Origin of the sequence: Oceanisphaera sp. (assembly GCF_052084945.1) — a bacterium.
Lineage (GTDB): Bacteria > Pseudomonadota > Gammaproteobacteria > Enterobacterales > Aeromonadaceae > Oceanimonas.
In genome coordinates this window covers 1-14,030 of the sequence record NZ_JBQDEX010000069.1, presented here as the reverse complement: position 1 = coordinate 14,030, position 14,030 = coordinate 1, and the positions used below count along the sequence as shown (strand labels likewise).

Annotated in this window: 12 protein-coding genes; 10 read left to right on the top strand and 2 right to left on the bottom strand. The window is 47.0% G+C overall.

Going from position 1 to position 14,030, the window contains the following annotated elements; genetic code table 11:
- The 7 genes from ACTHY5_RS07710 to ACTHY5_RS07680 all read left to right on the top strand — a co-directional run.
- A partial coding sequence (locus tag ACTHY5_RS07710; RefSeq protein WP_441878382.1) for a M15 family metallopeptidase occupies positions 1-764 on the top strand: 764 nt, incomplete at its 5' end.
- 129 nt (positions 765-893) lie between these two features.
- A complete protein-coding gene (locus ACTHY5_RS07705; RefSeq protein ID WP_441878381.1) occupies positions 894-2,339 on the top strand; it encodes an NAD-dependent succinate-semialdehyde dehydrogenase in 1,446 nt (481 codons plus the stop codon).
- 255 nt (positions 2,340-2,594) lie between these two features.
- Positions 2,595-4,691: a BCCT family transporter gene (locus ACTHY5_RS07700; RefSeq protein ID WP_441878379.1), complete on the top strand. Its 2,097-nt coding sequence runs from the start codon at positions 2,595-2,597 to the stop codon at positions 4,689-4,691.
- 681 nt (positions 4,692-5,372) lie between these two features.
- Complete coding sequence (locus ACTHY5_RS07695) at positions 5,373-5,903, top strand: glycine betaine ABC transporter substrate-binding protein (RefSeq protein WP_441878377.1); 531 nt, start codon at positions 5,373-5,375, stop codon at positions 5,901-5,903.
- A 135-nt stretch (positions 5,904-6,038) separates the two neighbouring features.
- Entirely contained in the window at positions 6,039-7,220 is a 1,182-nt protein-coding gene (gene purT / locus ACTHY5_RS07690; RefSeq protein ID WP_441878375.1) for a formate-dependent phosphoribosylglycinamide formyltransferase, read from the top strand.
- 161 nt (positions 7,221-7,381) lie between these two features.
- Positions 7,382-7,969 (top strand): histidine phosphatase family protein, encoded by a 588-nt coding sequence (locus ACTHY5_RS07685; protein WP_441878373.1) that lies wholly within the window; start codon positions 7,382-7,384, stop codon positions 7,967-7,969.
- Positions 7,970-8,300: 331 nt separating this feature from the next.
- The gene (locus ACTHY5_RS07680; RefSeq protein ID WP_441878371.1) at positions 8,301-9,059 is read left to right on the top strand and encodes an META domain-containing protein; all 759 of its coding nucleotides are present in this window, start codon (positions 8,301-8,303) and stop codon (positions 9,057-9,059) included.
- Between the two features lie 56 nt (positions 9,060-9,115).
- Here the strand turns inward: ACTHY5_RS07680 and pncB are convergent, their stop codons facing one another.
- Positions 9,116-10,336 carry a nicotinate phosphoribosyltransferase gene (gene pncB / locus ACTHY5_RS07675; RefSeq protein ID WP_441878369.1) on the bottom strand — a complete coding sequence of 407 codons (1,221 nt, stop codon included), beginning with the start codon at positions 10,334-10,336 and terminating at the stop codon, positions 9,116-9,118.
- Positions 10,329-10,976, bottom strand: a complete 648-nt coding sequence (locus ACTHY5_RS07670; protein WP_441878367.1) for an isochorismatase family protein — start codon at positions 10,974-10,976, stop codon at positions 10,329-10,331. The genes pncB and ACTHY5_RS07670 overlap by 8 nt, the downstream gene beginning before the upstream one ends.
- A gap of 150 nt (positions 10,977-11,126) precedes the next feature.
- On the opposite strand from ACTHY5_RS07670, the gene ACTHY5_RS07665 reads away from it, so the two are divergent.
- From ACTHY5_RS07665 to ACTHY5_RS07655, 3 genes are all read left to right on the top strand, one after another.
- A complete protein-coding gene (locus ACTHY5_RS07665) occupies positions 11,127-11,468 on the top strand; it encodes a DUF2750 domain-containing protein (protein WP_441878365.1) in 342 nt (113 codons plus the stop codon).
- 245 nt (positions 11,469-11,713) lie between these two features.
- The gene (zapE, locus tag ACTHY5_RS07660; RefSeq protein ID WP_441878363.1) at positions 11,714-12,826 is read left to right on the top strand and encodes a cell division protein ZapE; all 1,113 of its coding nucleotides are present in this window, start codon (positions 11,714-11,716) and stop codon (positions 12,824-12,826) included.
- A 136-nt stretch (positions 12,827-12,962) separates the two neighbouring features.
- Positions 12,963-13,985, top strand: a complete 1,023-nt coding sequence (locus tag ACTHY5_RS07655) for a transposase (protein WP_441878361.1) — start codon at positions 12,963-12,965, stop codon at positions 13,983-13,985.
- The last annotated feature ends 45 nt before the right edge of the window (positions 13,986-14,030 follow it).

Sequence of the window (14,030 nt, the reverse complement as noted above, 5' to 3'; positions counted from 1 at the left end):
CTGGGGCGAATATTATGAACTTTTTATCTCAGGCCATTGCACAAGAATCGACACCGGATTGGACGGCGCTGTTAGCGCTGCCTATCGTCGACAATCAAGATCCTCTCGTGCCGTTGGGGTTAGTTAAATCGCCGTTACAGTCCTACCCTGCTTACTTTCATCAGGGCATTCCCCATGCGCTTAGTGAGTGTTATGTGCGCTTGAGTGTGCTGTATCGCTTATACAAAGCGGCTCGGCTGTTACCCATAGGGGTAGAGCTGGTGGTGTTAGATGGCTGGCGCCCTTTACGAGTGCAGCAATATTTATTTGATAGCTTATTTGCGGCCATGAATGCTCATTATGCCAATGATAGCGAACCTGAATTGCTCAATCGAACTCGCCATTTTATCGCTCCCCCCAGTGATGATCCGCTCGCGCCTAGCACTCATCTCACCGGCGGTGCTGTGGATGTGACCTTGTGTGATGCAGAAGGGCTGTTGGTGGATATGGGAACAGAGTTTGATGAGATCAGCCCTTGGTCTTGCAGTGCTGCTTTTGAAACCCTTGAAAAAACGACGGCACAACAAGCTGAGGTGATTGAAAATCGCCGTTTATTACACAGCGTGATGCGCCAAGCCGGTTTTACCAATTTACCCAGTGAATGGTGGCACTTTGATTATGGTAATCAGTCGTGGGCGTGGCGCGCTAATAAAAGTGAGGCTCAGTTTGGTGCCATTGACTTAGTGCCCTTAAGGCAGCGCTGGCTTAACAATATAAGGGGCTAAGATGCACTGCGTTAACGCCATACCGTGACGCTTTATATGAGAGCGTTTAGCAGGCTTGATGGGCTGTTGCCTTGAACGAGTGGCGTATCGCTTGTAGCGTAACGCTTTGTTTTACCAAGGAGAAGCTTAATGGATAACGCACATTTCTTATGGCAAACCGGCTGGTACTGTGATGGCCAATGGCGTGATAGCAACCAGCAGTATGAGGTGAATAATCCAGCAAGCGGCCAATTACTTGCTAAGGTGGCAGTATGCGGTACTCAAGAAACTCAAGCGGCGATTGATGCCGCAACACAAGCCTTTGGACCTTGGCGTCATAAAACAGCAAAAGCGCGCTCTGCCATATTGCGCCGCTGGTATGAACTGATGATGGAGCATCAAGACGCATTAGCTGAATTGATGGTGTTAGAGCAAGGCAAGCCGCTTGCTGAGGCCAAAGGCGAAGTCGCTTATGGAGCCAGCTTTTTAGAATGGTTTGCCGAGCAAGCCAAGCGCGCTAACGGGGAGACCATTCCCAGCCCCACTTTTGATAATCGCTTGTGGGTGATTAAGCAGCCCGTGGGCGTGGTGGCTGCCATTACGCCGTGGAACTTTCCGATGGCCATGTTAACCCGTAAGGTAGGGCCGGCACTGGCTGCGGGCTGTACCGCTGTGGTGAAGGCGTCTAGTGATACTCCTTTGTGTGCCAATGCCTTGGCGGTACTGGCGGAACAAGCCGGACTACCCGCGGGGGTGCTGAACTTGGTTTCGGGGGATACTGCGGCTATTAGTGAGACGTTAATGGCAAGCCCTGATGTGCGTAAACTGTCTTTTACCGGCTCCACTAAAGTGGGTAAATTGCTGATGAGCCAAGCGGCTAACACGGTTAAAAAACTCTCCTTAGAGCTTGGGGGCAATGCACCCTTTATTGTGTTTGATGATGCAGACGTAGATGCGGCTGTGGCAGGTGCCATGGCCTCTAAATTTAGAAATACCGGCCAAACCTGCGTGTGTGTGAATCGCTTTTTTGTACAAGAAAATATTTATGATGAGTTTGTACAAAAGTTAGCGGCAGCAGCACAAGCCCTTAATGTGGCAGACGGATTGAGTGAGGGAGCTGAGCAGGGGCCACTGATTAATCAAGCGGGTTTAGAAAAAGTAGAGCAGCATGTAAGTGACGCCTTAGATAAGGGCGCCAACTTAGTCTGCGGAGGCCAGCGCCGTGCCTTGGGCGGCACCTTTTATCAACCTACCGTATTGAGTGACGCTAACGAAAGTATGATGCTGGCGCACGAAGAAACCTTCGGTCCGGTAGCCGCTTGTTTTCGTTTTACCAGCGAGGCTGAAGTCATTGAACGCGCCAACGATACGCCGTTTGGCTTAGCCGCCTATTTTTACACGCAAAACCTGAATCGCGTCTATCGCGTCTCTGAAGCATTAGAGTCGGGCATGGTGGGGGTCAACACCGGCATGATCTCCAATGAAATGGCCCCTTTTGGGGGAGTCAAAGAGTCCGGCTTAGGTCGCGAAGGGGCCAGCATGGGCTTGGATGAGTTTTTAGAAACTAAGTACGTAAACTTAGGGCAGGTGAACTAACGTTTCTGCGTGTTATCTTGATAAGAATAAGCCGCTGGTGACAGCGGCTTTTTAATGAGCTATTAACGTCTTATCTAGTGCTGTTTTCATCTAATTGATTTTTAAAAGTTTTGTGCAGATAGTAGCTGAACATTTGAAGCGACCAGCATTTTTCAACTGAATCCTGTTTATGATAAAAAGTGGCGGCCTTTTACGTTAGACTGGTTAAGAGTACGTGGCATTTATATAATTAAACATAATACAGGAGTGCTATATATGGCCTCAGAAAAGATGAACGCAGATAAGTCACCTCCTTCTTCTACCATTTTAGTGCCGGTTTTTATTCCGGCCGTTATTGTCATTGCGCTTATGGTGATAGGCACCATGAGTAACCCTGAACTTGCAGGAGATATTTTCTCCGATATTTTGGCCTACTTTACCCAAAGTTTTGGCTGGTTCTACATGTTATCAGTCGCCATCTTTTTGGTGTTTATTGTGGCTGTCGCGTTTAGTAAGTGGGGCAATATTAAGCTTGGGCCAGATCACGCTGAGCCTGAGTATAGCTTTGTAGCCTGGTTTGCCATGTTATTTTCGGCCGGTTATGGCATTGCCTTGTTATTTTTTGGCGTGGCGGAGCCAGTATTACATTACGCTTCTCCCCCTGCAGGCCCAGCGATGACAGTGGATGCTGCCAAGCAGGCCATGCAAATTTCTTTTTTCCATTGGGGTTTTCATATTTGGGCAATTTATGGCTTGGTGGGCTTATCGCTGGCCTATTTTGCTTTTCGCCATGGCTTGCCGCTGTCGATGCGCTCAACCTTGTATCCCTTAATTGGTGAGCGAATTCACGGCCCTATGGGGCATATCGTGGATGTGTTCGCCATTCTGGGTACCTTGTTTGGTATTGCTACCACTCTTGGGTTATCGGTAGCACAAATTAATGCGGGTCTTAATTATCTCTGGCCCAGTATTCCCTTGAGTACCACGGTACAAATTATTGCCATAGTCGCCATTACTGCGTTGGCGACCTTGTCGGTAGTGGCAGGCATGGACAAAGGCGTAAAACGGTTGTCGATGCTGAATATGGTGCTGGCCATCTCGCTGATGATCTTCGTGTTTGCCGTAGGGCCGACGGTATTTATTCTTAATACCTTTATGCAAAATACCGGCAGTTACTTAAGCAATATCGTCGAGCGTACCTTTAATTTGCAGGCCTATACCGCTAGTGATTGGATTGGTAACTGGACGCTGTTTATTTTTGGTTGGACCATTGCTTGGGCGCCCTTTGTGGGCTTGTTTATTGCCAAAATTAGCCGCGGGCGCACCATTCGCCAATTTGTGGTGGGGGTGATGGTGGTACCGACCGTATTTACCTTTTTATGGTTCTCGGTATTTGGTGATACTGCCCTGCACCTGATTATGGTGGATGGTTACACCTCACTTATTGACGAAGTACAAAACGATCAAGCCATTGCTTTGTTTAAGCTATTTGAGCAATTGCCGCTGACCTCGATTGTGTCTTTTATTACCGTGTTTTTGATTATTACCTTTTTTGTTACCTCATCTGACTCCGGCTCTTTAGTGATTGATTCACTGGCATCCGGTGGTGTGGCGCAAACACCGGTATGGCAGCGGGTATTTTGGGCGTCAACCGAAGGTGTGGTGGCCGCCGCGCTATTGTTAGCGGGGGGCTTGGGCGCATTGCAAACCGCGACCATTGTTAGTGCCTTACCGTTCGCCATTATTATGCTGATTGCCATGGTAGGTATGTGGCGCGCGCTGGTTATTGAAGGGCACCACGAGGTGAGCTTGCAACAGCATATGCAGTCGCCACAAGGGGGAGTGAAGTCGGGCCCTGGGTTTTGGAAAAAACGACTGGCCAACTTAGTCGATTTTCCGCCCCGTGAAGCGGTTGAAAAATTCTTACGCACCATTGCTTTTCAAGCTATGCACAAGGTTGAGGTAGAGCTTGAGCAACAAGGCTGGGAAGCTGAAGTAAACTTCGATGAGCAAAACTGCCGTGCGCAATTTCAGGTGTTTCAAGAGGGCAAACTGGAATTTATTTATGAAGTTCGTCTGCGTGGTTACGCCATGCCAGACTTTGCATTTCCTGAAACTGAAGAAGTAGCAAGTGATGATCACTACTACCGTGCTGAGGTGTTTTTACGCCGAGGTGGTCAGGCTTACGACGTGTACGGTTACGATCAGCAAGACATTATTAGTGATATTCTCGACCAGTTTGAGAAATACTTACACTTCTTACATATTTCACCGGGCATTTTGCCGTGGAAGATGGAAGAGCACGATGATGACTTAGTGAACGAAAGCGACGAGCAGCCAGAGGATACCTATTTGGCTGATAAACCGCTGTAGTAGGCAAGACACAGGTCAATATACACGCTTTACTGCTGTTTTTTGCTATAAAGCAACAAGCACCGAATCCAACAGGGTTCGGTGCTTTTTTAATGGTGATTTATTCATGCTCTAACATGGCTTTTAACTCCGCCTCTGCGGCCTTAAGTTTTTTTTGTGCGGCTGCCAACTCTTGCTGTAGCTCACGCCGTTCCTTTTCCGATAAAACGGCCTTATTTTCTTGAGGTCGACTCGGCTTGGCGGGGGCAATCTCTACCTCTGAAGGCTTAGGCTGTCGGCTTGTGGGCTCGGTCGTAGCTACACAACCACATAGTAAAAGACTTATCAAAAAAAGTGAGGACAGGCAGATCTTATTATTAAAGTGTGGGAAGAGAGAGGACAGGCAAATCTTACTATTCATAGTGTGGTCTCTTAGACAGGTAAGTGATTTAAGGGCTAATAGCCAGACAGTTACATGTTGAATAATAAAAACTCGGCACTAAAGTTCCATCGTTTTTTACAACCAATAAGTACTGTGATTGATAGCAAATAAAACCCATATATACTCCTTAAGTTAATGCTTTTTATGACATTAATCGTAGCCCACCCCTCCATATTGCTATTCGGTTAAATGGACTGAGTAACATGATATTGGCGTCAAAATCTGGCATTCTTGAAGGATGATCACTATAAAGGAACATCATGCAGCGACTGACTAAAATAGCGTTATTGGTGTGCAGCTTGTTATTAGCTGCCTGTTCAGAGCCCACAAAAGAGATTCACTTATTAACGGGAGCCGACGCTGCGGAGCTGGCGCGAACCCATTTGGCCAAAGCCGTATTAGAGCAGCAAGGCTTTACAGTTACAGTAAGTGAAGTACGATTAGGTCAAATTTGGCAGCGCTTATGGGCAGGCAAAGCCGATGCCAGTGTGACGGTGTGGTTGCCACAAGCTTCGGCTCCTTTTGTAGAGCGTTTTTTTGATAGGCTGGATGATATGGGGCCTAAAAGCCATCAGCTAGCGGGTGAAACATGGCCAAGTCAGGATAAGCCGCACACCATTATTCGGCGTAGTTTAGAGCAAGAGGCGCCCAAGGCGAGAGCCATATTGCGTGATTTGCAATGGCAGCCGCAAGATTTAGAACAGATTATGGCGCATTGGCAGCAAAGCCAAAACTGGAACTTAGCGGCACAAAGTTGGCTGGCTGAACATCAACACATCGGGGAGCGATAGGCTCGAAATCCTAAGCTGAAATAAAGAGATATTCGGTCTTTTGCTGTGTTCTACCGTGCCAATTCGGTGTTTTTATTGCCGCTTATGGCTTTTTGAAGCCGCAGAGCGCGGCGCACTTTTATAGGGATAGTAACGATGACGACAATTGGAACGCCGCTCTCAAAAACGGCGACGCGAGTACTGCTGTGCGGCGGGGGTGAACTAGGAAAAGAGGTGGCCATTGAGCTGCAACGCCTAGGTGTAGAAGTGATAGTGGTTGATCGCTACGCTAACTCACCAGCTATGCAAGTGGCGCACCGCTCTCATGTTATTTCTATGCTAGATGGAGCCGCACTGAGGGCTGTGATTGAGCAAGAACAACCGCATCTTATTGTGCCCGAGATAGAAGCCATTGCGACCGATACCTTAGCGCAGCTAGAGCAAGAAGGCTTTACTGTGATACCCACAGCCAGAGCAACACAACTCACCATGAACCGCGAGGGCATTCGCAGTCTAGCCGCCGACGAATTAGGCCTAGCAACCTCGCCGTATCGTTTTGCCGGTAGTTTAAGTGAATTTAAAGCAGCGGTAGCAGAAATAGGGCTACCTTGTGTGGTGAAGCCCATTATGAGCTCTTCTGGCAAAGGGCAAAGTACTTTACGTCATCCAGATGAAATTAAAGCCGCGTGGGATTATGCCCAAGAAGGGGGGCGTGCGGGTGGTGGGCGAGTTATTATCGAAGGCTTTGTTAAATTTGATTATGAAATCACCTTGCTCACGGTGCGCCATGTGAACGGCACCAGCTTTTGTGAACCCATAGGCCATCTACAAGAAGACGGTGATTATCGCACTTCTTGGCAACCGCAAGCCATGAGTGCTGCGGCCTTAGCAGCCTCGCAGAAAATGGCAGAGCAAGTCACAAGCGCCTTAGGTGGCTATGGTGTCTTTGGGGTTGAACTGTTTATTCGTGGTGATGAGGTGTTGTTTAGTGAAGTATCGCCGCGCCCGCACGATACTGGCTTAGTCACGCTTATCTCACAAAATCTATCGGAGTTTGCCTTGCACGCTCGCGCTATTTTAGGCCTACCAGTTCCGCTCATTCGCCAATATGGCCCAGCCGCCTCTGCGGTGATTTTGCCAGAAGGCCAGTCTAGTCACACTCGATTTGGTCATTTAGCCGGCGCTTTGGCCGAACCTGATACCGAGCTGCGTTTATTTGGTAAGCCCGAGATCAACGGTCGTCGCCGCATGGGAGTGGCTCTTGCCTTGGCTGATGATATTGAGACAGCCAAAATCAAAGCCAACGACTGTGCGGCTAAGGTAACGGTCGACTTTTAGAGCTTATCTAAAATATTAAAGACTTTCTTGCCACAGAATACACAGACATACTGAAATATGAACGGCTAAGCTCCTAAATTTTAACGCGGCCGTATTGTTACTTTTTGTTTGTGTATTCAGTGGCTAAATAGCGTTAGGTTTGTGATTAAGGTCAAGAATATATGTCTCGTACTATTTACTTATTGCGCCACGGCCAAACCCAGTTTAATGCCGAGCAGCGTTTGCAGGGGCGCTGTAATTCAGATCTGACTGCGCTAGGTGTACAGCAAGCGAAGGCCATGGCGAACACATTATGTGAGGTGCTCGATACCCCCAAAAACTGGGCGATTTACTCCAGTCCGCTTGGTCGCGCTCAGCAAACAGCAGCCATTATTTGTAAGCACCTGCAGCTATCAGTCGAGCATATTCAACTCGATGAACGGCTGATGGAAGTAGGGCTTGGGGAGTGGGAACAGCTGCGCGCGCCAGACTTACAGTTAAAATACCCGCAGATATCCCAAGCAGTTTTAGACTGGTACTTGCAAGCACCCAAAGCCGAGCGTTTTGCCGATGCTAAGCAACGTCTGAATCACTGGCTACAAGACCCTAGGCTTCCCCAACAGGTTATTGTTATTGGTCATGGTTTATCTGGTGCCATCTTACGTGGCTTATACGCAGGGTTGGAATACCATGACATTTGGCAACAAGAAATCCCACAAAACGCTTTTTTCAAGCTGCATAACGGTCAGATAGCACGCCTCACCTGCTAGCAATATTAAAAGCCTAAAGCATAGCTCCTCTGTATCCTTAGCTATTTATGACACTTTTATCCGCCAAAAGATCTGACTGTCCCATCTTTGGTTCTTTCTGCTGATGGTTATCACAAGATATGACTGTCCTATCTTTACTATCTTTAGAGCATTGGCAGTTTGTGTCGTAGTTGCGTTATTTACTGAGGTTAAGCTGGTTCTTTTTGTTATGGCTAGCGCATCTCGAGACAAAAACCGTTACAGTGAGGACGTATTTACTCTAATTTTAGCCTGCAAGTGGATCTGCACTTTTGCTCAAGGACAATAGAGCCTGATTATTTGAGGTGTTTTGATGAATCGACGAACTGTTTTTGCATTAACGTCAGCTGCGGCTATCACGGCACTAAGCGGCTGTGCTACACACAATGAGGCGGGCCAACAGCAGGTTACGGGCTCTTTATCTTATTTATCGCGTATTATGCTAGCGCCCAACAGTGTGGCTGAAGTGACGGTGCGCGATACTAGCGTGGCCAAGGGTGAGGTTGTTGCCAAGCAGCATATAGAGTTGAATGACCAAGCATTGCCGATTCCGTTTAATGTAATGCTGAATACGCAACAGCTGAACTCTGGTGCTTACAGCTTAAGTGCCGTGATTAAAGAACAAGATCAGGTGAGCTGGTACAGTGCTCCAATGGGTGTTTCAGTTGAACCTGGCCTGACTGAGGTAGGTAATTTAGTCTTACAGCAAGTGAGCGAGGGCGAGAAAGCCACGCAACTAGAAGGTGTTGAGTGGCGAGTGACTCACTTAAATGGTGAGGGAGTGTTATCGCCCAGTGAGGCTGAAGTGCAAGCCAGTATTCAATTTGGTGACGATGGTCGTCTATTTGGCCGCGCGTTTTGTAACAGCTTTAATGGCAGCTACCAATTAGACGGCGATATGTTAAGCACGTCTCAGTTAGCGGGTACCATGATGATGTGCGCCGAAGAGCAAATGCAGCATGAGCGCACTATGCTAGAGATCTTGGGACAGGCACAACGTGTAGAGCGCACAGAGAATGGCAGTGTGGTTGTGTTTGCTACAGACGGTCGAACCTTAAGCGTTCAGCAATAATACCTCCGTACTGAATGACAATTTGACTGTAAGCGGCCAGCCTATGCTGGCCGCTGTTATTTTACAGTGGCTAAATTGACGTTAAATACTTGAGCTAAATAGGCCATATAGCCCTCGTCGTCGCTCATGGCTTTGCCTGGGCTGTCGGATAATTTTGCGACTGCTTGGCCATTACAACGTGTCATTTTCAGCACGATATTCATAGGAGAGTGGCTCATGATATCGTTGGTTAAGTGTGTTCCTATGCCAAAAGCAGGTTTACATTGATCTTTAAATTGTTGATATAAATCGAGTGCACTGTGCATCGTTAAGCCATCGCTATAGACAAAGGTTTTACTACGCGGGTCTATATTCAGTCGCCGATAATGGGCGAGGGCTTTTTCAGTCCACTCTACTGGGTCACCCGAGTCTTGGCGCAAACCATCAAATAACTTCGCAAAATATAAATCAAAATCGCGCAAGAATGCGTCCATGCCCACCACATCCGTTAGTGCTATGCCCAGCTGGCCGCGATATTCATGTACCCAAGCTTCTAATGCCATCTTCTGGCTATCAATTAATCGGGGTCCTAATGCTTGAAAAGCCTGCATAAATTCATGAGCAAGGGTGCCCACGGGTTTAAGGTTTAAGCGGCGTGCCAAGTCTAAATTACTGGTCCCGCTAAACTGCTGTGGTAGCTGTTGTGCAAGCTCAGAGACGACTTCTTGTTGCCAAACGCGAGAATAACGGCGGCGAGTACCAAAGTCAGAAAAGCGAAAGTCGGCATGGGAGGTGTCGCTTTTTACCACAGTAATTTTATCTTGTAATCGCGCGCGGGCGCCTTGCCAATCGGGCTTGGGATGATGACGGCGACAATAGACTTCACTGATAATTGAGAGTAAAGGTACTTCAAATAAAATAGTGTGTAGCCAGGGGCCTCGTATTTTGAGATCCAGAACACCTTGATGGCAACTGAGATGAATAAAGCGTTGGTCGAGACGAAATAGCCGTAGAAAGTGAATGAAATCAGGTTTTATGTAGTCTAACTGCCCCAGATAAGTCAGTTCATCTTCCGATAGCTTTAGTTGACAAAGGTGCGTTATTTCAGCCGCAATATCATCAATGCAGTCAGTAAAGTCTAAATCAATATTACGGCTGCGAAAGTGATATTCAACTTCGGCGGCTGGGTGTTGATGCAGTACAGTTTGCATCATGGTGAACTTATATAAGTCAGTATCAAGTAAAGACGCTATGACATAATCACTTTGTGACTGAGGTTGGGGGTGGCAGTTAGTCATGGGCAGGCTCCAGCTCAATGCTGCTTGGTATAAAGTGGGCACCTTGTTTTATTATATTGTTAATGGCGGCTTGGCTGGTTTCTTGGGCTACGCCTCGGATAGCTGCGCTATTGACTATTACGGTGAAGCCCGCGCTTAATAATTGAAGCACGGTATGCTGCACACAATAGTCGGTTGCCAAGCCACCCACAATTACAGTGCTAACTGCATTCGCGTTTAAATACTCAATAATGCCGGTGCTCATGCGCTCCGCTAAATCATGATAACAAGCCCCGTAAGGGTGCATATCTAGCTCTACGCCTTTCCACACAAAAAAATCATAATCTGCAGGTCTTGGTAAACCCTCTAATAGCTCAAACCCTTGAGTGCCTGGCACGGCATGACTTGGCCAGCGAATATCCATATTGTCGCCATCCAGTTTACTAAATGCTGGGTGCTGATCATTACTGACCCATAACGCCTGTGGAGAGTGAGCATCTTTGGATCCCAGTCGGTAAGATGCAAATTGCGCTTGGTTATTTAATTCATGGGCAATAGTGTCACCGCCAGCAACGGGGAGCTCGTTTGGGCAGACGGGAGTAAAGGTATATTGAGCATCTACATCTAGGCTTGCCACATATTGCTTGGCAGGTAATTTCATTACTCCATCTCCTATTATTTAATATGGGCGTACTGCCCTTGTATAGCGCTGTATCTGTTAGTATTGTTTTAATTGAGTCTAGGGGAGATTTGGTTCAGTATCGCCCCATTATAGGGGAGCTTCCCCATTACCAGCCCAAAGGTGAACAACATGAGCGACAATCATCAACAAAGTTACCAGCGTTTTCTCGACGAGGTTACCCAGAACCGTGTGATGTGGGGACTGCGCTTCGGAGAAGATTGGGTCGTTTGTGACTCATCCGAGTTTGAAGATACCGAAGTTATGCCGGTGTGGTCTAGTGAAAGTGACGCAAAAGTTCAATGTATTGATGAATGGGCTGAGTATGAGCCTTTTGAAATTACGCTACCTGAGTTTTTAGAGGTGTGGGTAGAGGACATGTCTGAAGATGGTGTGCGTATTGGCCCCAACTGGGACGCTGAACTAGACGGTATTGAGCTGGATGTACTAGATGTGGTGAAAGAATTAGCTTAATCACACTGGGAGTGAACGGCCTGTTCTAGTGATAGAACAGGCCGTTTCTATTTAAGCACCGGCAGGCTTAACGCAAAAAGTCAGGACAGTCAGATCTTTTGCTCTGAATGCAAAAGAGGTAACAGAAAAAAGTGATTCGTATGCCACCTTACAGTGACAAACAAAAGAGTCAGGACAGGCAAATCTTTTACGCAGTTGACAATAAACTTAGCGATGAGTGGCTATTTTAAATAAATGGGTGACTAATGTCTGAGCTTTCTCCTTACTTTGCCTACCAAAAAGCATTAAGTGCAGGTTTTAAAGAGGATGTTGCGCAGCTCAAAGCCGTTGCGTGTTTAGAGCATTGTTATCAACAGCTTAAGTCTGGCGATGCTTCTGTTTCGGGTGTGTACTTATGGGGGCCTGTTGGGCGTGGGAAAACGTGGCTAATGGATTGTTTTTATCAAAGCCTTACAAGTGACTTGGCCTTATCGCCCCAACGAATGCACTTTCATCACTTTATGCGCTGGGTACATAAGCGTTTGTTTCAACTTACTGGACAAGCAGACCCGCTTACTTTATTGGCGCAAGAGCTGGCGAGTAAAACCAAGGTATTATGTTTAGACGAGCTGTTTATTAGTGATATTGGCGATGTGATGTTACTGAGTCGCTTATTACAGCAGTTATTTAAACAGGGCCTGATATTGGTTGTTACCTCCAATCAACCACCCGAAAAGCTCTATGAAAATGGGTTTAATCGTGAACGTTTACTCCCAGCTATTGCTGCGATCAATCGCCATATGCGAGTACTAAATATAAATGGAAGAGAAGATCATCGATTGCATCCCGGGCAGCCTTTATGCCGATTTTGGATCAATGATCCCCAATCATTAGCCACCGCCTTTGCTGCATTGGCATTGGACCCCGCGCATACACAAGCATTATCGCTAGGGCACAGAGATATTCAGGTGATACAACGCACCAAGCAGCTGTTGTGGTGTCGTTATAGCGATCTTTGTGAGCAACCCTTAGCGGCGGCTGACTTTATTAAGCTATGTGACTCATATTCAACTATTTTTCTCAGTGAGGTGCCTAACTTAACCGGCAGTAAACAGCAAAAAGCGATTGCGAGAGGGACTGAGGACGGTGTGACTCAAGTTACAGCCGGTGACAGAGAACTGCCTGCGCTATCTCGCCAAGACGATGGTGTTCGTCGCTTTATTGCCTTGGTTGATGAGTGCTATGACCGCCAGATCCCCCTGTACCTTAGTGCCGAAGTTCCGCTAGATGAACTCTATAGCCACGGCGCCTTAGCTTTTCCATTTCGGCGCACATTAAGCCGATTGCAAGAGATGCAGCTACAACGGTTTGGCCAATAATGTCGCGTTTATGAATTTGTTAGGACAGTCACAACTTGCACAACTTGCGCGAGTGGGCTTTATGTCAGCCATTTATTAGGCAGTTTGGTATTTAATCACTAAGCTTAATGGTATTGGTTTGTTATTAGGAGGCACTATGACTACCGCTCGCCGTCAGCTAATTGATGTAGACAGTACGCCATATTACCATGTGATCCATCGTTGCGTTCGGCGTGCCTACCTGTGTGGAGAAGACCAAAGCACTGGCCGCAGTTATGAACACCGCAGAGGTTGGATTATTGAGCGAGCTAAGCGATTAGCGTCGGCTTTTTGTATTGATATTTGTGCTTATGCAATCATGTCTAATCATTATCACTTGGTACTAAAAATAGATGTAGAGACGCATCAATCTCTCTCACCTCAAGACATAGTGTCTCGTTGGTTGCACGTTTTCTCGGGTAACGTTGTGGCTAAACAATTTTTAAATGGTGACGTACTAACCGACTCTGAACAGTTGTTATTGGATATTGATATTGAAAAATGGCATGAGCGATTGGGTAGTATTAGCTGGTTTATGAGCAGTTTAAATCAGTATATTTCCCACAAGGCGAATCAAGAAGATGACTGTAAGGGCGCTTTTTGGGATGGCCGCTTTAAGTCACAGGCCTTAATTGGCGAGCAAGCGCTGTTAGCTTGCATGATGTATGTCGATTTGAACCCCATACGTGCGGGAGTCGCTCACTCTTTACAATGTTCTGATTACACATCTATTCAACAAAGAATTGAGGAGTTGGATAAACCAGATTTGCCGAAACCTCAGTCTCACGACAGCTCACCAACATTGCCTTTAAAACCTTTATTAGCTTTTAGCGGGCATGTAAAGGACTCGCAATTAGTGGGGATCCCGTTTTATCTAGCTGATTATATTGAACTCATTGAGTGGACGGGACGAGCAATTCGCCATGATAAAACCGGTTTTATTGCATCGTCTCAGCCCAGCCTACTTACCGAGCTCAACATTAGCCCCGATGCATGGATAACCTCTTCTAAAGAATTTAATCGTCAATATAGTGGAATATGCGGGCGCTGGAGTGCCATGTGTGCCATGAAACAAAAGTATGGTGGCAAGTGGAGCCGAGGAAAAGCACAAAGTGAAGCTCTGCATCCGATCCAGGGCTGACGCATCAACGGTTATAATTTGAACATCGACATGGATGTGAACAAA

Coding starts and splice junctions, on each gene's coding strand:
- ACTHY5_RS07705 (WP_441878381.1), top strand. CDS start 894: ATGGATAACGCACATTTCTTATGGCAAACCGGCTGGTACTGTGATGGC.
- ACTHY5_RS07700 (WP_441878379.1), top strand. CDS start 2,595: ATGGCCTCAGAAAAGATGAACGCAGATAAGTCACCTCCTTCTTCTACC.
- ACTHY5_RS07695 (WP_441878377.1), top strand. CDS start 5,373: ATGCAGCGACTGACTAAAATAGCGTTATTGGTGTGCAGCTTGTTATTA.
- purT (WP_441878375.1), top strand. CDS start 6,039: ATGACGACAATTGGAACGCCGCTCTCAAAAACGGCGACGCGAGTACTG.
- ACTHY5_RS07685 (WP_441878373.1), top strand. CDS start 7,382: ATGTCTCGTACTATTTACTTATTGCGCCACGGCCAAACCCAGTTTAAT.
- ACTHY5_RS07680 (WP_441878371.1), top strand. CDS start 8,301: ATGAATCGACGAACTGTTTTTGCATTAACGTCAGCTGCGGCTATCACG.
- pncB (WP_441878369.1), bottom strand. CDS start 10,336: ATGACTAACTGCCACCCCCAACCTCAGTCACAAAGTGATTATGTCATA.
- ACTHY5_RS07670 (WP_441878367.1), bottom strand. CDS start 10,976: ATGAAATTACCTGCCAAGCAATATGTGGCAAGCCTAGATGTAGATGCT.
- ACTHY5_RS07665 (WP_441878365.1), top strand. CDS start 11,127: ATGAGCGACAATCATCAACAAAGTTACCAGCGTTTTCTCGACGAGGTT.
- zapE (WP_441878363.1), top strand. CDS start 11,714: ATGTCTGAGCTTTCTCCTTACTTTGCCTACCAAAAAGCATTAAGTGCA.
- ACTHY5_RS07655 (WP_441878361.1), top strand. CDS start 12,963: ATGACTACCGCTCGCCGTCAGCTAATTGATGTAGACAGTACGCCATAT.